Below are 21,726 nucleotides of genomic sequence, written 5' to 3' on the forward strand. Positions count from 1 at the left end.
GTTATTTACATATTATTATTAACAGCTCATAACTAAAAACTTACCAATTATACATAAAGGGTGTTTTAATAAGTAGAAAAAGGGAAAAATCCCTCTGTTTATCTTTTAGTTGTAGGTTAACTTTGTAGTAAGGGAAATTAATAATATAATAACAATGAAAAGACACTTACTAATTAAAAGGGGGAAAAACTTAATGAAATCAATTTCAGCATACTTATCATATTTAGGTAAAGGTGCTAGTTATGCAATTAATCATTAAGCTTTTAGAGTTTTAAAAATGTAAACTCAAGAAACACTCGATTACAGATGTAATCGGGTGTTTTTATGTATATGCGTTATACGATTTAAATGGATAAATCTTAAAAGTTGCAGTTGAATTGAAATCGAATGTTCATTTTTTGAAAAAAAACTTTAGATACCTACATAGATTCATTACATATTTTACTACTAGAATTAATAATTACTCCATTTCTATTCAAAACCAATCAAAAAAAACCAAATTATTCTGTATCTTTTTAAATAAAATTGCAACTACATAATTATCAGTTGTTGTTGTTTATAAAACCTAAGAATACGTCACTCCTTGACATAAAATTAATACGTGTTTCGGGTAAGTTGCTTTAAATTTCTATCTTATTTAACAGAACACAAAAACACAACTAACTGTATACCAGTATAATAAATTCCAAAAACAATAAAAAAAAGCTCTATATGGGGAAACGTCCATAAATTTATCTTTACAAACTACATACTTTTGTATTGTGGAGAAAATAACAGTACATATAGCGGATAATCATCAAATTGTTGCAGACGGTATCAAAGAATTGCTAAAGTATGGCAATATAAAAGTAGTAGGAGTTTCTAACAACGGTAAAGAGTTAATAAAATGGTGCCAGAATAATCAATGCGATGTAATCGTGTTAGATATATCTATGCAGCCCATGAATGGTATTGAGGTACTCAAATATTTTAAAGAAAAAGGAATTGAGCATAAAGTTCTTGAATAACGTGAGTTCGGGATAAAAAAGTTTTTTAATTACACGAAAAAAAGCGAAAAATTTAGTAAATTAAAGTACTGATTTTTAATTGTATAACTAATTTTTTCACTATGATTTCTGATTTTAAAATTACTGAATTTTTCTGTTTAATTGATGATTTTTGTGCCGAAATTAATCAAGTTATTGATAAAAATGCTTTAGAAACCTGTTCAAAGATAGTTAGACGAAGAAAGCCTAAACTCACCCAAAGTGAAATAATCACAATTATGGTGCTTTTCCATTTTAGTGGTTTTAGGTGTTTTAAACACTTTTATATCGAATATGTTAGCAAACACTTGTCAAAAGAATTTCCAGATTTAGTTTCCTATAACCGATTTGTAGAATTGAAAAAGCGTTGTTCAGTGCCTATGATACTGTTTCTTCAAATGCACTGTTTAGGTCAATGTACAGGGATCTCCTTTTTAGATTCTACCACTATTAAAGTATGTCATTATAAAAGAGAAAAGCAGAACAAAGTTTTTAAAAACACCGCAAAAAAAGGGAAAGGAACCATGGGGTGGTTCTTTGGTTTTAAACTTCATATTATTATCAATGAAAAGGGCGATATCGTTGACTTTTTAATTACGCAAGGTAATATAGATGACAGACAACCACTTAAAGATAAAGCCTTTCATAATCGTGTGTTTGGAAAAATATTTGCCGACAGAGGGTATGTAGGTAAAGAACTGTTTGAACAGCTTTTTGTAGATGGAATACATTTGGTTACAAAAATTAGAAAGAATATGAAAAATACTCTTATGCATATCTATGATAAAATTATGCTTAGAAAAAGGGCTGTTATTGAAAGTGTGAATGATATTTTGAAAAACGTATGTCAAATAGAGCACACAAGACACAGAAGCTTCGATAACTTTATCTTAAATTTAGTCGCAGGGTTAATCGCTTATTCGTTTTATCCAACTAAACCTAATATCAATATCGATAACTTACAAAGAATAGGATAAACTATCCCGAACTCATGTTGAATAAATTATCCCAAACTAAATGTTGTATTTGTTTTTACATCAACAAAAACACATTATTTGATGCGTAAAATTACTACCAGCATTACCAAGCAGATGCAAATTCTTAAATCAAGAAAATGGATTTTTCATATCGAGGAAAGTAAAAGAAATACTTTTAGACATTGGATGTTATCGACTAGCTTTTTACTGTGAGTCAACCAGAAGTTGATGATTTTATGGGACGTTTTTTACCAGAGGAGTATTTTGATGAATATCTATCGCTAATGGGAGCTTCTGAAGAAAAAACCTTCCAATCTATTATTATGTCCTTAAAGTCGGCTTTAGAGCAGCTTAATACCCCTGTATTACGTTATGTTTTAGAAAAAGATAGCTTAAATTTTCAGGAGTTGCGCTCTCGCCCTACAGCCCTGTTCATACATTGTGAAGAACAGCGAATGCCGAAGTTAAAATTTGTTTTGAGTATTCTAATCAAACAATTACTAGAGTTCGCCATGAAGCCTAAAATAGCAGGACAACCGTATTTACCCATTCAGTTTATTTTTGAGGAGTTTAACGCTATGCATTTTGATATTGAAAACTACCTTGTAGTGCTCCGTAAAAAGCAATGTTCTATTGTCATTGTAATTCAGGATTTTTCACAGCTAGAAAAGTTAGGTTCATCGGCTATGAAAACGGTACTTTCTAATTGTGTAAGTCGTATTATTTATCCTGGAGTAAGTCCCGAAGTGGCTTTATGGGCTTAAAATCTTATCGGAAATACAACCATAGTAGAAGGAAATCATGTATATGGGAAATTACTTCTCAGTGCACAGGATATCCGTACGTTAAAATCCAACCAATTACTCTTCCTGCATGGAAATCAGAATCCAACTATTTTAACGCTTAAACCTTGGTTTAAGCAATATAATTTAAAAAACGTTCAACCTAGCCAAGTATCAAATTATGTAAGACACTTAATCTGTTTTTTTGATATGGTAGTTTTTGGTATTGGAGCATTTAAAATCAAAAAAATTGTTTTGTTTTTATCTACACTAAAATTATTTAACATTCAATGAATTGTCTTTTATAATATATCAAATCACTTCAACTAAAAAGCTAGAAGTTTAATCTAGCTTTTAAAATTTAAAATGAATTAACTTGTATGTATCATTATGTTCTGAGCAACATTTATCTTTCTTTTTAAACGCAATGTTACATTTATAATCACTATCAATTTTGAGTTCTTTAACATAGTAAACTTCATTATCAATAGTAGTTTTATTACTTTTTATTTCAAATGATTTCAAAGGAATGTGTAACCCTCTGCTATTCGATTTAATTACAGCTTCCTTCTCAGTCCAATAACTATAAAACCTTTCTAAGTTCATTTTTACCCCTTCTTCAATTTTATTCAATTCATAATTGGTCATTTGATTTTTAAAGTGCTCTACATCTATACTTTTTATCATTTCAATATCAATTCCAATATCTTTTTTTTCTGAAATAGCACATACCGCTATATTCCCCGAATGCGATATATTAAAATGGTATTTTTTTGATTTAAAATAAGGTTTAGCGTACTGCATGTATTCTACATCGGAATCAATATAGTCGCTATTAAAATAATTTTCAAGCCCTTCTTTTAAAAGTAACCTTCCTAATAAGGATAATTGTGCATCTTCCCATTTTCTATATTTCAAAACTTTTTGTTGAAATCTATCAGAAAAAAAAGACAACTTTTCTAATAATCTATTATGTGAGGATTCAGATATATACGTGTAAAGTACTACTATCATTTGTTATCTATAAAAAATAAGGTGTCGAAAAAATTTAATTTACTCTACTTTTCTCGCTTTCATTACTTTGTTTTTCAGATGCTTTATTAATTTTTGTTCCTGATTTAAAATTATACGTTAACGAAATTTTAAAAATTCGAGTATCAATTTTTTGAATGAATCTGCTTTGAAGTGAATTAAAGTTTACATTAACATCATCTTTATATGTGTTAAAAATATCTTGCAACTCTAGATTCAAATTTAATTTATCTTTTAAAAAGGACTTTTTCAAACCTACTGACATCATAAAATAATCACTTGTTTCATATAATCCATCAATAAAAGGAGATAAGTATAAACCTGTAATCTGTGCTTTTAAATCTTTTGAAATTGAAAAATTATTCACCACATTACAACTCACACTTAACTTATTCATATCTAAACTACTACCTTCAAAATCATCTTGATAATATCTATCAAAGACACCTGAAATAGTATTGGTTATTTTCCACCAATGATTTATTTTATTTTGAAAAATTCCTGTTGCTGAAAAGTTTTGTCTTTTTTGAATATTAACGTTTTGAAGTATTACGCTAAAATCTTCAGCATTTTGGAAAGGCATTTGTGTGATTTTGTCAAGAGTATGCGAGTAGTTTAATTCTATATTTCCTTTACCTTTATTAAAAGTATAACTCACCAAAAAATTATGAATATCTTCAGGAATTAGCGTAGCATTTCCTTCTCTAGAAATATAGTCACTTAAATAATATACAAAAGGACTTAACTCGTTATATAACGGACGTTGAATACGTCTATTATAACCAAAAGTTAATGCATTATTTGATTTAAACACAAGACTTAAATTCGCACTAGGGAACAATCTTGTATAGTCAGACATTGTAACCAAATTAGAGTCAGAAAAATTAAAATCAGGATTGGTATGTTCCAATCGAAGTCCTAACTGATAATTAACTGTTGTTATATTCTTATCAAAATTCTTTTGCCCACTATAATTAGTAAATACCGAAAAAATATCTTCGTTATAATCAAAACTACTTTCACTAATTTCAGGAGATGAAGAAAAACTAAATTCCCTACGGCTATTATTTTCCGTATTACTATACTTTACTCCTAATTCTAATAAATGTTGCTCTTTAAGAGGAATAGAATAGTCTAGTTTAGAAGAAAAGATAGAAACATCATAAGGAATGCTAAAGTTAACTACATCATCGCGTAAAATATTTTGAGGAGTATCATATAAACTTAACGAAGTTTGCGCTTCAACATCAAAACTTTTATTGTATACAGAATAATCTGTTGATAGATAAAGTGAATTTCCATTTTCGGCATCATGCTTCCAAAATAGTCCAGAGGAAATACTTTTTAATCTCTCTTTATTTTGTGAATCGGTTATAGAAATGGAATCGGCAAAATGAAAGACTTCTGAGTTTATAGGTCTAATATGAGTGGTTGTTACAACTGGATTTTCAGTTTTATTATCAAAACCGTTAACGAGTAAACCTATTACATTTTTATCATTAACTTCATATTTGATCGTGCTATTAAAATTCTTATTTCTGAACCCTTGGTTTTGAATAATATCAGCATCTGTTTCTAAACCATTATTTCTATACCAGAATATATTATCTACATCCAACAAACGCGAAGTATTACTAAAACCTATGCTTGTACCTATATACCATTTGTTTTGTTTTACGCGCATATTCCAGCTCCCAAGCAAGTTTGTTTCATTTCTAAAGTGTGTTGCTAGTGAAACATTGCTATCTATCCCGTTGCTTTGCTTCTCTTGAATTTTAATATCTATGGTACCCGCAGCACCCGTAGCATCATTTTTTGCTGAAGGTAAGGTATTAACAAGAATGTTCTTTACCGATTGTGCATCGATACTTCTTAAAACAGCATTTAATCCCTCTGTGTTTAAAATTTGTGGCTGTCCGTTAATCATTACGGTAACTCCTTTTTTACCATTAAGAATAAGCTCTCCATCGCGATTTATCCATACACCAGGTACCTGCGATAGTACTTCAATAGCACTTCCGTTTTGGGATAAGAGGTTTTTAGAAGGATCAATGGACTTTTCCGTTCCTTCAATTGTCACTTGTTTTTTTTCTGATCTAATTACCACTTCCTCCAGTTGTCCAATATCTTCAAGTACAACCGTTCCTATATTTGTGTCTTTATCCAATATCAGCTCTTTGCTAAAAGGCATAAATCCATACGAGTCAACTTTAAGCAAAGAAGTAGCTCCTTTTTTAATTTTATTTGCACTTATAATTAACTTAAATTTTCCCGCCTCATTGGTTGTAGCATGCCCTAATAAAAGACTATCCGGAAGCTTATACGCAATTACACTTGCATATTCTATTGGTATATTTTCTTTATCTAAAATATTTCCCTCTATTTCTATATTTTGGGAAGAAACTTTTTTTATGCAAAAAAAAGTTAAGACGATTAAAAAAAAATTAGTTTCATGTTTAGCTATTTTTATAGTTCGTATGTAACACCAAATAAACTTCAAAATGCCACATAAATACTTGTTCATCTTAAAATTCATTTGGTATTAATTTAGTTTTGCATTTTTCTCCAGTCTTCTTGGTTTATGCCATAAACTTTAACGTCATAGCCCATAACCTTCTGATCTCTTAGATACGACTGTCCTAATTTTTTAGATAATTTTATAGATGCCTCGTTTTCGGGATGAATTAAACTGATAACTTCTTTTTGTTCCAAGCTTTCAAAGGCATAATTAAGAGCTTTAACAGCGGCTTCAAAAGCATATCCCTTTCCCCAGAAATCGCTAGATAAAGTCCAACCTATTTCAAAACCTGGATAATCTTCTGGGTATAAATACCCAACTCTTCCTATCAACTTTTTAGATTCTTTTTCTTCTACAGCCCAATGACCGTATCCTTTCAAGTGCCAATGTCCTACTAAAAATGCCATGTGTCTCCATGCTTCTAATTTGGAAAAGGTTTTACCCCCCAAGTATTTCATTACTTTTGGATCTTGACAAATACTTGTATAAGCATCAATATCCGTTGGTTTCCACTGTCTCAATAAGAGTCTTTGTGTTTCTAATTCAATCATAATTTCAATCTTTATTTGTATTTGGCCAGCATCTTTTTTTGTCAAAAACAGGTAGCATAAGGTCTTGAAGAAAAGTACCATTTTTAAAATGCTTTTTTAAACTAAGATGAGCACCATGATTTATTATTATTTTCAATGCATCAACATATGGATTCTCATTTAAGCCTATTTTATACTTAGTAAAAGTATCATTAAGTTCGGTAAATATATTAGAGATATCCTCTTTTTTTGTTAATAGCACATAGTTTTTATCGGGGGGCAATGATACTAAATATTTTATAAACTTATATTCATTAAAATCCTTTTTTTGGTCTAATACCACTAAATCCTTTGGGTATAAATGTCCCGACAGGAGTTTGGTGACATATTTTCCTATATTTCCGCCAATAAATCTAAAAGAGTTATTGCTAACCTCAGCTAACAATTTAAAGGAAAAGTATTGTGCAATTATAGCTTTTTCGAGTACTGTAAGAGAGCTATTAGCCTCTATAATTGTTTTATATTCGTGATAGTATATACTCCGCTCTATTAAAGCAATACTTTGTTCTAATTCGTAAATTTCCGTGATAAGGTATATAAAATCAGCTTCAAAACTTTCCGTAATCGTTTTATCTTCTTCTAATTGGTCTATCAGTTCCTTATAGGTTGTAAAAGCATACAGTTCACGACACTCATTGTTATCAAATAATCTATTAAGTGAATAACTTAGGTCTCCAAAGCAGATATTTTTATGCCCTTTAAGATACTTTACAATATACTTTTTTACTGCCTTAAGTTGTAATTGGTCCTTACCCGCAATCAAAAACAGATGCATTTGACCTAATTTCGATGCTATTTTTGACACATGATAATTCTCTAAAATAACACAAGCATTTGTTCCCGTCATTCCAAAAGAACTTACTCCTGCTAAAAGTCTCTTACTTTCCCAAGCCTGATTTTTGCTCATGATTTTTATTTTATTATCCTTTTCTTCAAAAATATTGGAGTATGAATAATTAAAATTGTATTGACCAAGTAGCTGTTTGCTTTGCAATGCATAAATTGCCCTGAACAAACCTACTAACCCCGATAAAACTCCTAAGTGACCAACCTGTCCTTTTACAGAACTTATATGGCAATTTTTATAACTCTGATGCTTATTTTTAGCTTTAGACAATCCTTCTAACTCAATAGTATCTCCTAATAAAGTTCCTGTACCTTGCCCTTCTATAAATTCAATATTTCCGAGAGGCACAGATGCATTTTCACATGCCAATTCTATAACTTCTGTTTGCGATTCTGCTTTTGGAACCGATATGTTTTTAGAAGCCATTTCTCCTCTGTTTAAAGCTCCTCCCTTAACTACTGCATAAATAGAATCATTGTCTTTAAGAGCATTATCTAATGGTTTTATTAAAACTCCCATAACTCCTTCTCCAAAAAAAGTTCCATTAGCATCTTTATCGTAAGGAGAACATTTAAAATTCTTAGAATATATTGGATGGTTTTCCACTGCTTCTTTAAATATAAAATCCGTAACTTCTCCACAAACAAAAGCTGCATCACAATCATTGTTTTTTATACTTTGGCATGCGTAATATAATGCCGATAATGATGATGAGCAAGCTGTATCTATGGCCGTTACAGGTCCTTTCCATTTAAAAAAATTTGCAATTCTGGTACCTGCCATAGGCAGATAAGAAGCCTCTGAAGAGTTTTTATTAACTCTACGAAAAAAAGAATGATATTCGGACTCTTGCTGTACTACAAAAGTTGCTACACGCTTGTTTTTTAAATCATTATAATGGTAACCCGCATTCATTACAGTTTTTACCGCTGCTTCAAGTAACAATCGGTTACCTGGGTACATTTTTTCGGCTTCAACTTTATCTAAATTAAAAAAATCATAGTCAAACAAATCTATCTCTTTCAAATAGCCTCCTTTTGCAATATCTTGATAAGATATTTTTTTGGAAACATCTTGAAATCTATTTTTTGGAAAATCAATACAAATGGTTTCTGATTTTTCTAAAAAAGAAAAAAATCAGGCATTGTTTCTATTTCGCCAATTTTTACAGAAGCTCCTATAATAGCAATATCATTACTCATGTTTAAAGAATTAAAAATTTAATATTTCTATTTCGCCTTCCGATTCCTCTTGTTTACTTCCATCTATTTTTACATCTAACTTACTTGTTATAAAATCAGATAAATCAAGGATACTGGTGTATTCATAAAATATTGAAATATCAAAATTTGTATCAAAAATCTTTCTTAGTCTATTATTAATTTCAATAATCATAATGGAATTTCCACCTAAACTAAAAAAATTATCATCAAGTGTTATCTTATCTATTCTAAGTAGTTCTTCCCATAAAGAAAGTAGTTGCTTATCTATTTTATTTGGTACTCTTAGTTCTTCTTCCATGAAATGCGTTCCCTTTTCAGTTAGCTTATTTTCTAAAAGTTTATAATCTTTCTTACCATTTATAGTCAAAGAGATGCTAGGTACTTCAATAATATGATTTGGGATCATATAAAACGCTAGTTTGTTTTTTAAATGTCGTTTAATTTCATGCGACTTCATTTTTTTATTGAGTACAACAAAGGCTATAAGTTCTTTGTTTTTAAGTTCGTTTTCCTTTACTATTAATGCTGCTTCTGAAATATTTTCATGTTCTATTAAAGTATGTTCTATTTCTTCAAGTTCTACTCTATAACCACGTATTTTTATTTGTGAATCTTTACGACCAATAAACTCAATATTACCATCAGGAAGCCACCTTCCTAGATCTCCTGTTTTATAAATTTTCTCTTCACTCCATGGAGAGTCAATAAATCTATTATCGGTTAAAGCTTTATTATTTAAATAGCCCATAGTAACACCTTCTCCTCCAATACAAATTTCTCCTGTTGCCCCTAATGGAACTAAGACTTCTTTTGAATTTACAATGAACACTTGAGTCTGTGCTATAGGTTTTCCTATTATATTCTGCTCAAAACTGCTCAAATCTCTATTTACAATTGCATCAATAGTTGTTTCTGTAGGTCCAAAATGGTTATTTACTTTTATGTTAGGTAATATTTGTTTTATTCTTTGAACCAATGAGCTGTTTAGAGACTCTCCTCCAATACAAATATGTGTTATGCCTTTTAATGCTTTCGCAACAGATTCTTCTTGAAAAAGAAGTTGTACAAAACTTGGAGTACCTTGTAAAACATTTACTTTATGTTTTTTTATTGCCTTTACCAAATTACTATGTGAATCATTTTGCTCTTGAGTAGGTATAAGAACGCTTCCTCCAGTTAGTAAGGGTAAAAAGAATTCAAGCAAACAAACATCAAATGCTGCATTTGTTGTATTTACGGTTATTATTTTTCCTTTTTTGTTTAGTATTTTAATCTCTGTTTGGATTCTTGATGCTACATTTTTATTGCTTATAACACTTCCTTTCGGTTTTCCAGTGGTTCCTGAGGTATATATAACTGTAAAAGGCATTTGTTCTTTCACATTGTTTTTGAAATTACCTCTCGAATACTGATTTTTATCCTGTGCAAAAGAATCGTATAACTGCTCGTCAATTAAGAATCGGGCATTTGTATCTTGTATAATGTAATCTAAACGACTTTTCGGTGCATTAATATCTGCTGGTACGTAAGCAATGCCCAACTTTGCTGCTGCTAGAACAGATATTAAAAGCTTTTCTGTTTTTTGCATGTAAATCACCAATAAATCATCCTTTTTCAATTGGTGATTACTTTTTAAATAATCTGCAAACTGGTTTGCTTTTTCATTAAGCTCACTATAATTTATTTCTTTGGTATCGTGCAACACAGCTACTCTATCGGGGAACTGTTCTGTAGTAGCTTCAAACAAATCTTTAATTGAGGCATATTTCTTAGAAATTACAGGTTGGTTAAATTCATGTAAAAGAATGTGTTTTTCTTTTTCATTAACCATTTCTAATTCATTAACAGCTACATTAACTCGACCATTTATTGAATTTAATAAATAGAAAAAATTAGCTACCATTCTTGCTATTGTTTCGCCTCGAAATAGATCGGTGTCATACTCTATCTCCAATTCAAAATCATCATTTCTTTTTACAAAGCTAAATGTTAGGTCTAGTAAACTGTATTCTCTTTTCTCTCCTTGATATGGAGCTGCTTTAGTTCCATAGAAGTTTAAACTGTCTTTTTTGTCTTCATCTAAATCTTGAAAAGCAATCATTACATCAAATAATGCATTTCTACTAATATCTCTTTCAATATTTATATGATCGAATAGCTCATCTATTGGATACATTTGATGTGCGTAACTTGCTAACATATTTTGTTTTACTGTAGTTAGTAAATCAATAAAACTATTTTGCTCTTCAAATTGTGTTCTTAAAGCTATTGTATTTACATAAAACCCTATTTGATTATTCAAATCTACATGATCTCTTCCTGCGACAGGAACTCCAAGAACTATATCGGTTTGCCCCGAGTATTTGTATAAAAACAAGTTTAACAATGCTGTTAATCCCATAAAAACAGTTGCTTCTTCTTGTTTTAAAATAGGATTTAACCAAGACAGTAAGTCTGCTTTTATTTCAAACACTTCAGAACGCCCTTGATATGTTTTCACCTTAGGTCTTATAAAATCGGTAGGTAAATCTAAAACTGGAAGAGTATCGTTAAATTGCGCTTTCCAATAATTACGAGCAGCTATTCCTTGAGAATTGTTTAAAGTATTTTGTTGCCAATTTGCGTAATCTTTATAGTGTATATTTAGAGAGGGTAAATTTGAATTTTCATTATTACTTATTGCGTTATAGCATTTTTTTAATTCATTTTCTAAAATATCTATTGACCAACCATCTGCAACAATATGATGTACAACATAATGCAATATATATTCTTCTTCTTTTATTTTAATTAATTGAGCTCGGATAAGTAATTCAGAAGATAAATCAAATATTTTTTGTGTAAAGTCATTTAATATTTCCGTAACATCCTTTTTCTTATCTCTCGTATTATGTTGTTCAACGGTAAAAGGAACTATATTTTTATTTCGTATTATTTGATAAACAGTACCATTATGATCTTCTCTAAAATTTGTTCTCAAACTTTCATGACGATTAATTATACTAATAAAAGCATCTTCTAAAGTATTAACATTTAATTTACCAGATACTATTTTTGTATTAGATATATTATACGCTCGGTTTAAGTTTGGAAAGCGGCATAGCACCCAAAGTCTTTTTTGCGAAGAAGACAGTACATAATTTGTATTGGATGCAACGGGTTTTATATGCTCAAAAACTTCCTTCTCAGAGTTACTAATAAGTTTGGCTTGTTTTTCTATCGTTGGATTTAAATATAAACTCTTTAATTCAGCTTGAATATTAAATTGTTTTTTCAACTCTCCAAGTAATCTGGCAATAGTTAAACTATGACCTCCTAACCTAAAAAAGTTTTCTTTAACAGAAATATCATTTTTTAAACCCAATAGCTCCTTCCATATTTTAGCTATTTCTTTTTCTGTTTCATTTTCTGGCAACACTATATTTTCTTCAAATACAGTAAACATTTCTGCTTTTTTTAACTTTTTCTCGTCTACCTTCCCATTAATAGTCATCGGCAACTGCTCCATAAATATGTAGCGAGAAGGCAACATATAAGAAGGAATAAAATCACTAATAGTTCCCTCAATATATGTTGAGTCTATTTTTTCACTAGTTTCAATAAAAGCTACAATTTCATTTACTTGAAATTGGTTTTTTTCTACTAATATATGAGCAAGACGTACTCCTGTACATTTCTCTATATTCGTTTTTATTTCTCCAGTTTCTATTCGATAACCTCTTACCTTAACTTGATTGTCTAATCGTCCTACAAACTCTAAGTTACCTTGATAATTCCACCTAACTAAATCGCCTGTTTTATATAGTCTTGATACATTATCTTTAGGACTCTCCATAAAACTCTTATGGGTAAGCTCTTTATTATTTAAGTAACCTCTACCTACTGATTCTCCTCCTATATAAAGTTCTCCAATAGCTCCTACAAGCTGCAAGTCTAAATACTCATTAAGCACAAAACATTGTGTGTTAAAAATAGGGCGTCCTATGTCTAGCGGTTTATCTATAGCTACCTTTCCAATAGTTGTGATAACGGAAACTTCTGAAGGTCCATAGGCATTATAAATATCACAAACACCTTTCCAATTTTTAATTAACTCTTTACTCCAGTGCTCACCTCCGATTACTAATGCCGTGATATTTTTAAAATCTTCAGGGTTTAGATTTGAAATTAGAATAGGAGGAATTAACGCATGTGTTATTTTTTTTCTTTAATAAAAGAAGATAATTCTTCAGGAATTGTTCTGATTTCCTCTGGAACAATTATTAACGTACTACCAAGTGTTAAAGCGTTTATCCACTCAAAAACAGAAGCATCAAAGCTTATTGATGCAAACTGAAGAACTCGAGAATTAGGGGTGAAGTTTAATATTTGGCGACAAGAGAGTATCAAATTTTGAGCATTACTGTGTGACAGTAGACAGCCTTTAGGTAAACCTGATGATCCTGAGGTATATATGGCATACGCCAAATCAGAAGAAACGCTTTTAACGAAAGTATTGTCCGTTTCCTGTTTTTCTATAGCTTCAACGACTTGCTGGTCATTGAGGTTAATAATGGCATAATTCTCAAACGCTTTTTTGTCAATGTTTTTATCACATATAATAAATTGTGCTTTTGAACTTTCTAAAATATGTTTTATTCTACCCTTTGGTGTTCCTGAGTCTAGTGGTAAATAAATTCCTCCTGCTTTTAAAACTGCTAAAATACAAGAGAATGTTTCTATAGATCTTTGTGCGTGAATAACTACAAAATCACCTTTTTTAAGCCCTTTACTAATTAGGTAGTTTGCTATTTTGTTAGACTTTAAGTTTAACTCTTGATAAGAAATTTTTGTATTGAGATATTCTATTGCAATACTCTCTGGGTTTTTTAATACTTGTTGTTCAAAGGCAGCATGTATACAAGTATTATCAATTTCCTGTTCCTCTCCCTTGCTTAATGAAAGTATCTTTTTCTTAAACTTTTCAGTAGAAAGATTTATTTTTTTTATTGGAGTATTGGGATCTGTAACAATACTTTCTAATAAATTTATAAAAGATTCTGCAATACGCTCGATAGTGTCTCCCTCAAAAAGCGTTGTATCGTATTCCCATTCTATAGTAATATCTTCCTCTTTTTGATTCATATAAAGCGTTAAATCGAACTTAGAAGAATAGTACGCCTTTTTTACCTTATTAATAGTTACATCCTCGGCAAAAACTCCTGAGCTTTCTGTACTATTTTCTAGAGCAAACATAATTTGAAATATAGGAGAGTGCCCTAATTCTCTTATAGGATTTATGTTTTCTACTAGAAAATTAAAAGGATAATCCTGGTATTCAAATGCTTGAATAATGTTTTCTTTGTTCTGTTCAATAAACGATAAAAATGAAATATTGTCTCTTACTTCGTTTCTCAAAATCATTGTATTTACAAACATTCCGATTAGGCCTTGCACCTCCTTTAATGATCGGTTGGCAACGGGTGTTCCCATAACAATATCTTGCTTACTACTCCATTTTCTTAATAGTATAGCAAAAGCACTTTGTAAGGTAACGAACATGGTTACACCATGCTTTGCATTAAATTTCACTATTTTATCATAGAGTTCTTTTCCAACACTATGTTTAAATGCAGTTCCTTGATATGACTTTACCTTTTGCCTAGGGTGATCTAATGGCAAACTATGTAACAAAGGAATACCTTTCAATTTGTTAACCCAAAAACTTTTTTGTTCCTCTAAATAAGTATCGGTAAACTTATTTCGTTGCCAAGTGGCATAGTCGGCATATTGAATAGGTAATTTTTGAAAGGTATTTTTATTACCGTTGATAGCATTTTTATAAGCAAATTTTAATTCCTCTTTAAAAATGTTCATGGACCAACCATCTATTGCGATATGCGGAATTGCCAGTAAAAGGAAAGACTTTGTATCAGAAACTTTAACTAATCTAACTCTTAACATGTATCCTTTACTCAAATCGAAAATAGTTCTGAACACTTTTTTCTGCTGCTCTTTTAAAAAGTTTTCTGAAAATGCATGTTCATCACAGTTTACTATTTCCAATAAATCTGTTGGCTTGTCTAGTAAAATAGAAATTGGTGCATTGTTTTCATTTAATTGGATAACTGTTCGCAATACTTCATGTCTTTCAACTATATCACATAACGCTTTGTTTAAAGCATTACTGTTAACTTCTCCCGAGAATTCAAAAATTTCCGTAACATTATATATACTTCTATCTTCAACTACTTTATCTATTAACCAAAAGCTTTCTTGCTGAAAAGAAAGTACTCTTTCTTTGTTTTTTTCGGTATGTACAGTGATTATTTCCGAATCGCTTTTTTGTTTGTCTTCTCGTTCTAAAAATTCAGCTAATAGCGCTATGTTTGAATACTTAAATATTTCTGTTAACGTTACTTTTCTACCTAATAAAGTTTGAATTTTTGCTATAATTTTCATCGCCGTTAACGAATGTCCTCCTATAAAAAAGAAATCGTCATAAACACCTATTTTATCAAGCTCTAATGCATCCTGCCAAATCATACAAAGTATTTTCTCTATATCTTTTACGGGAGGTACGTAATCGTTCTTGATAACATTGTTTGTATCTGGTAATTTACTATAATCAACTTTCCCGTTGAGTGTCATCGGTATTTCTTCTATAAAAATAACCGAAGAAGGTAGCATATTGGTGGGTAAATACAGTTTCATTTTCTGAAACAACTCACTCTCGGTAATAACAATATCTTTATTTAAAACAAGATATACTACCAGTGAGTTAACATTGTTTGTGTCTTTTTTTGCCACAACAATACATTCACTTATCTCATCCATTTTATTGATAAGCGTCTTTACCTCTCCTAATTCAATGCGAACTCCTCTAATTTGAACTTGGTTATCTGATCTACCAACATATTCTAACACTCCTCCAGGAAGCCATCTAACTATATCTCCAGTTTTATATAACCTACTCTTAGTTAATTCGGGAAGGTTAATAAACTTTTGCTCTGTAAGTTTTTGGTTGTTGTGGTATCCATTAGAAACGCCAACGCCTCCTAAAAGCAATTCTCCTTTGGCTCCTATAGGCACTTGTTGTAAAAGATTATTTACCACATAAGCTTCCACATTATCTAATGTTTTTCCTATAACTGGTTTTTCGTGATCTGTCATTACACTAATATGACTCACCACAGAGCATTCTGTTGGCCCATATACGTTAAACGCGGTCACATTGTATTGTTTACAATAGTTTTTAATTTCTTCCAGTAAACGCTGTCCTGTAGCCTCACCTCCTATTACCAAATTAGGTGCTGTATGTATGTTACCCGAAGAAAGTCCTGATAAAAGAAACTGCAGTTGAGAGGGACTAACGTCAACCACTTTAACTTCCATTCTATGTAAATATTTCCAAAAATCTTCTGGAGACTTTTCTTTAGCATCTTCTAATAAAACCAAGGTTCTCCCTTGATAAAATTGTGTAAGTGCATTTAGAGAACCATCAAAAGTAAATGTAGAATTCCAACCCCAATTTTGATCTATATCGATTTCCTTTTCTTTGAAAAACACAGAAAAGTTATGAGCTAAATTTAAAATTCCTTTATGGTCAATTCTAACACCTTTTGGTTTCCCCGTTGTTCCAGAAGTATACATTACATAAAGTAAATCTTCTCTACTCATTTCTAACGCTAAGTTAGCTGTGCTATTTTTTTCTAGAACTATTTGTAATTCAGGATTGTCTAAAATAATTTTCTTAGAATCATCTACAGGTAATTTTGAAGCATATTCTTCAATTGTAATAATAGAGCGAGCTACTGCATCGGTAATGAGCTGCGAAATTCTCGATTCTGGAAATTCTGGATTAATGGGTACATAAGCTAATCCTGCCTTCATAACTCCAAGGATACTAATAATTTGGTTAAACGATTTTTCTAAACAAATTCCAACTAAATCTCCTTTTTGGTAACCTTCATTGTAAAATTTTCTGGAAAGTTGATTCGCTTTTTCATTTACCTGCTTATAGGTGAGTTTATTATTTCCTTGAATTAATGCTATTTTGTTAGGCGTTAATTTCGCATTATATTCAAACAATTCATGGAAAGCATTTGTATTTTCATGCGTTGTAACTCGATTACCTTGCCAATTTTGTACTTGTAATACATCGCTTTTAATACAATTACCAAGTGAAGAAATACTTGCTTTCGGATCTTTTATTATGGTGTATAAAATATCTTCATAATATTTACAGAATCTTTCTATGGTTGTAATATCGAAAAGATCTGTATTATACTCAAGAGTCATACTCAACTCTCCATTAACCTCCATCAAATTTGGTACTAAATCGAGCTTTACATGTTCTTGTTTAAATACTTCCCAACTCACTTTTGCCCCATCCATTTTAGGCAATGTTAATCTATCCCAGTTAAAAGCTACTGAGAAAAAAGGAAAACGACTTACATCTCTATTTTTTAATCCTTTTTGAATTAATTCACTAAAAGGATAATCTTGATTTTCGTAAGCACTAAATAGTTTATACTTTACTCTAGATAAAAAGTCAAGTATACTTTCTTCTGGCTCTATTTCACATAATATTGGATAAATATTAGCACAAAAACCAATCATTAAATCACTATTAGGTATTGTTCTACCGTTAAAAGCAACTCCAATTACCGACTTTTTTTGCGATGACAAACGGTAAAGAAGCACCTGAAAAGCGGCAAATACTACCATGAAATATGTGCAATTGTTTTCAACCGAAAAATCTTTAAGTTCTTTAAAGAAATCCTTTTGAAAATTCATTAAGTAAGATGAACCATTATATTGATTGCTTAAAGGACGAGCATGATCTAATGGTAAATCTAATACTGGAATTTCGGTATTAACCTCATCTAACCAGTATTTTTCTTGAAGTTTAAAGTGTTTTTCCTCAGATTGAACAAGGCGCCATTTCACAAACTTATCAAAGCCCATTGTTTTATCGAGTTTGGCGTTCAAGTTGTTGTAATAAGCCGCTAATTCAGTATATAGTACACTTACACCCACTCCATCAATCGTAATATGATTACAGCTCAACACAATTACAGAATAATTCTCGTTAATTTTCAAAACAGTAAGTCTGTGTAACGACTTACTTAAATCGTATTGTCTGCTAGCTTCTTGTTTTAAAAATTCTTCTATAAATTTCTCTGAATTTTGTTCTTCTTCCATTTGAAGAACACCAATAGATATTGCAAACTGTTGGTGAAATGTTTGTTCAAGGGTTTCTTCATCAATAGTTATTCGCATTCCATTATGACGGTCAGTAACTTTTTGATATGCCTTTTGAAGTTTATCAATATCTAGCGCTCCCTCAACTTTTAAAGCCCAAGTTTGGGAATTTGTCATCATTGCTCCTTTACTAACTTTTGATAAAACTAGCAATGCCTTTTGGTCACCTGTTAACGGTAATGTGAAATTTTCCTGTTGAAAAATATCGTCTTCCCTGTCTTCTTTAATTACCCTTTGAGTTTCTATTTCCGTTTTAGCCTCTTCCATAAATTCTGGAGAAACAATCGGGCAAAGAGAATCACGTCTTGAATTTTCCTCACTTTCAACTTTTTCTTCCTGGACATTTTCTAAAAGCGAAATACTATTCCTAAAATTTTGTGATTCTATATTATGAGGAGACGTTATAAAATTAACTTCATTAATTCCTAAACTAAAGAAATATTGTATTTGCGCTTTACAATATTCTGTTGTTCCTATTAATACACGTTTTTTAATGCATTTATCTATATAACTCTTAAGTACATATTCTTTTTCTTCAGAACTTAATGTAGATAAAACTTCTCCTATTTTTTTATCATTAGTTATAAAGTTTAGCCAATAGCTATTGTTTTCTTTCGCTCTTTCATATAAAAATTGGTAAGCGTTGTCAATAGCTTCTTTTTGTGTTTCTCCAGTAATACATAAAACTTGTAATGTAATATGTTTTGTTTGTAGATTTAAGTTGTTTGAATTTGAGTTCTTTTTAGAAACAGCTATTTTTTCGGCAATTTTGCTATCTATGTCTTTAGTATACTGAATTACCGAATTCATACTCAAAGATTCTGCAAATTCATACTCTTCAAAATTGTTTTTTAAGGTTATCTGTAGTGATGTAAAATTATTACTTGCTATGCTTTTTTTACCTAATAAGTCTTCTGTAATATTAAAAAACAGTCTGTTATCGAGGGTGTAATTCCCTAGTGATTCATTTGTACTTGCAAAAGATCTATGATTCGTTTTTAATACAATATTAAAAGGTAAATCCAAGAGCTTATCGCTATTTGTTTCCACCCAATTTTTAAGTGTATGTTCAGATACAGTTTCATCAAAATAGCAATGAAATACTACTTCTTTACTACCTATTTTATCTGAAAAAGAAAAAAATGATCCCTCAGTAAGATTATCCATATCTTTATCTGTAAGGAGCATTGAAATACCTAATTTATTTTTAAAAACCTGTTTCTCCTGAGAATGTAATTGTTGTTCTTTCTCAGTATATGCGTTCGCCTGAAATTCAGGTTCACGAAACACCTTCTCTTTTGAAAGAGAAGCTATAGGATTAACGAGTCCTTTTCTTTTTAATTTAGGTTTAGTCTTTTTTTTTCAGCCCAGAAACCTGCTTCTTTCATTTTCTTGATAGCATTGTGAACGGCATCAATAATTTTATTTAAATCATCATCCGTATGTGCTGTTGAAATAAAACATGTTCTTCCTTCCCATACATACACCCCCTCCTTAATAACATGATAAAAGAAAATGTCAAGTTCTAAAGGTTGAAATGCGAAACTCAAATTACCAGACATTGAGAAACGGAAGTTCGAACCAAACCTATGAACTTTTAATGGAACCTTATGGTACGCTATTATATCGTCAAGAATAATACACATTTCCTCTGTTCTTTCATTCAATTCATTCTGTAATGCAGGACCTTTTGTTAGCATTTCTTTTATTGCGGCATTCACAGCTGTCATTGCTAAAGGATGTTTACAAAATGTACCTGCAGTATAGGTTTGGTTTCCTATTGGAGCAGAATCATCTCCATAGCTCCAGTATCCCCCATCAACCCAGTCCATACACCAACTTTTACCCGCTACAATACCAACAGGTATTCCCGCTGCTATAGCCTTACCATACGTGGTTATATCTGCCTCAATATCAAACCATTCCTGCGCTCCTCCTAACGCTAATCTAAACCCTACTAGAACTTCATCAAAAACTAGAATAATATCTTTTCTTTTAGTTATTTCTCTAATATTTTTTAAAAACTCTCCAGGGTTTTTGTTTCCTATATAATTTCGTACAGGTTCAACAATTACTGCGGCAATATCGTGAGCATTTTCTTCAATAAAAGAAAGCGCCTTTACATTTCCATACGGAAGTATTAATGTATCTTCTATAGCAGATTCGGGTATTCCAGGAACCATTCTTTTAGATTCAAATCTATCTGATTCTATATCTGGAACTACCAAAACGTTATCGCAATGTCCGTGATACGAATTTTGAAATACTACAATTTTCTTTTTTCCACTAGCTGCTCTTGCTATTCTAATAGCTGTCATAACTGCCTCAGTACCCGTGTTGGAAAACAACACACGATCCATATTAACCGTTTCCGCAATTAATCTTGCATTTTCCGCAGTTAACTCCGATTCGGGGCCTATTTGATACCCTTTTTCTATTTGCTCTTGCAAAGATTTCTTCAAAAAATCAGGGTTATGTCCAAACAATGTTGATCCAAATCCCATTGCAATATCAACATATTCATTATTGTCAACATCCCATATTTTTGATCCTTTGGAGGTATTGGTAACTATAGGGTATAAAAGTTCTTTTGTTTCTACTCTAAAGCCTGATGAACTTTTACGGTTATTACATAAATAAGGTCTTGACTCTTGCGCTATTCTTTTTGAGCCTAATGTTTTAGCACTATATTCTTCAATAAATTCATTTAAATAAATTTCTTGCTCTGGAGTAAGTTCTTTAGCTTTTTTAGTATCCACCCATGCTGTTGACGCATCATCATTTTTACCATTCACTGCCGTAGATCCCGATTGCGAAAAGGTCATTTTTCTTGGTGTAAAAGTCTTGAAATTCCCATTATGTGCTTTATCACTCTGCACATCAGAAACTCTGGAAAAACTTTTAATTTCCTTTGGTTTCTTTTTAAAAGAATAATTCTGTGAAAACTCTTTGGTAACTGTATTGTTTTCTATTTTTGGTAATGTTTTTTCAGCTTGAAACTTACTTTCGGCATAAACAGGTTCTTCAATTTCTTCTAAAGGTAATTCTTCAGAATTCTCTCTTACATAAGAGGTTATTTTTTCAATGGTGTTTATATTTTCAAAAATATCCCTCATCGATATCGCTACACCATAAGTTTCTTTTATTTTTCTAGTTACTGACATCATAGTAAATGAGTCTGCTCCTATTTCTAATAAAGGCACTTTTAATTCTATATCTTCTGCATCATACCCCATGGTATCAGCAAAAAGAGTTCTAATATTTTCTTGTAATTTCATTTTGATTTTGATTTTGTTTGTTCTAATAACACCAGCTTAATTTTAAAATGTCAAATGCATAAAGTGGATTATAGTTAAAGTTGATTTAGGCTAAAACTAAAATAACAGCAATAGCTACGAGTTAATTTTTTAACTGTAATCAAACTAAAAAGAAACGGTTTTTATGCGTTGTTTTTAAAATTTGTTGGGGTTAACTGGAAGTAGTAAA

General features: G+C 30.9%; 10 protein-coding genes. 3 read left to right on the forward strand and 7 right to left on the reverse strand.

All coding sequences use genetic code 11. The features are described 5' to 3' along the window. Window positions 1-761: 761 nt before the first annotated feature. The 3 genes from P8625_RS08785 to P8625_RS08795 all read left to right on the forward strand — a co-directional run bounded on the left by P8625_RS08785 (window position 762) and on the right by P8625_RS08795 (window position 2,766). Window positions 762-1,007, forward strand: coding sequence for a response regulator transcription factor (locus P8625_RS08785; RefSeq protein ID WP_279650097.1), 246 nt, complete (start codon window positions 762-764; stop codon window positions 1,005-1,007). A gap of 101 nt (window positions 1,008-1,108) precedes the next feature. Continuing rightward, the gene (locus tag P8625_RS08790; RefSeq protein ID WP_279650098.1) at window positions 1,109-2,002 is read left to right on the forward strand and encodes an IS982 family transposase; all 894 of its coding nucleotides are present in this window, start codon (window positions 1,109-1,111) and stop codon (window positions 2,000-2,002) included. A 209-nt stretch (window positions 2,003-2,211) separates the two neighbouring features. Continuing rightward, entirely contained in the window at window positions 2,212-2,766 is a 555-nt protein-coding gene (locus P8625_RS08795) for a type IV secretory system conjugative DNA transfer family protein (protein ID WP_279650099.1), read from the forward strand. A gap of 372 nt (window positions 2,767-3,138) precedes the next feature. Here P8625_RS08795 and P8625_RS08800 read toward each other — a convergent pair whose 3' ends face one another. The 7 genes from P8625_RS08800 to P8625_RS08830 form a co-directional block, all read right to left on the reverse strand. Further along, a complete protein-coding gene (locus P8625_RS08800; protein ID WP_279650100.1) occupies window positions 3,139-3,798 on the reverse strand; it encodes a 4'-phosphopantetheinyl transferase family protein in 660 nt (219 codons plus the stop codon). Window positions 3,799-3,832: 34 nt separating this feature from the next. Next, complete coding sequence (locus tag P8625_RS08805; protein ID WP_279650101.1) at window positions 3,833-6,340, reverse strand: outer membrane beta-barrel family protein; 2,508 nt, start codon at window positions 6,338-6,340, stop codon at window positions 3,833-3,835. A gap of 23 nt (window positions 6,341-6,363) precedes the next feature. After that, window positions 6,364-6,885, reverse strand: coding sequence for a GNAT family N-acetyltransferase (locus P8625_RS08810; RefSeq protein WP_279650102.1), 522 nt, complete (start codon window positions 6,883-6,885; stop codon window positions 6,364-6,366). Window positions 6,886-6,889: 4 nt separating this feature from the next. Beyond that, window positions 6,890-8,878 (reverse strand): polyketide synthase, encoded by a 1,989-nt coding sequence (locus P8625_RS08815; RefSeq protein WP_322790518.1) that lies wholly within the window; start codon window positions 8,876-8,878, stop codon window positions 6,890-6,892. 105 nt (window positions 8,879-8,983) lie between these two features. Then, on the reverse strand, window positions 8,984-13,192 hold the full coding sequence (locus P8625_RS08820) for an amino acid adenylation domain-containing protein (protein WP_322790519.1): 4,209 nt from the start codon (window positions 13,190-13,192) through the stop codon (window positions 8,984-8,986). Next, window positions 13,189-19,530, reverse strand: a complete 6,342-nt coding sequence (locus P8625_RS08825; RefSeq protein WP_279650103.1) for a non-ribosomal peptide synthetase — start codon at window positions 19,528-19,530, stop codon at window positions 13,189-13,191. The genes P8625_RS08820 and P8625_RS08825 overlap by 4 nt, the downstream gene beginning before the upstream one ends. Before the next feature lie 47 nt (window positions 19,531-19,577). Next, the gene (locus tag P8625_RS08830; RefSeq protein ID WP_279650104.1) at window positions 19,578-21,518 is read right to left on the reverse strand and encodes an aminotransferase class III-fold pyridoxal phosphate-dependent enzyme; all 1,941 of its coding nucleotides are present in this window, start codon (window positions 21,516-21,518) and stop codon (window positions 19,578-19,580) included. Window positions 21,519-21,726 lie beyond the last annotated feature (208 nt).

This window comes from Tenacibaculum tangerinum (assembly GCF_029853675.1).
GTDB lineage: Bacteria > Bacteroidota > Bacteroidia > Flavobacteriales > Flavobacteriaceae > Polaribacter > Polaribacter tangerinum_A.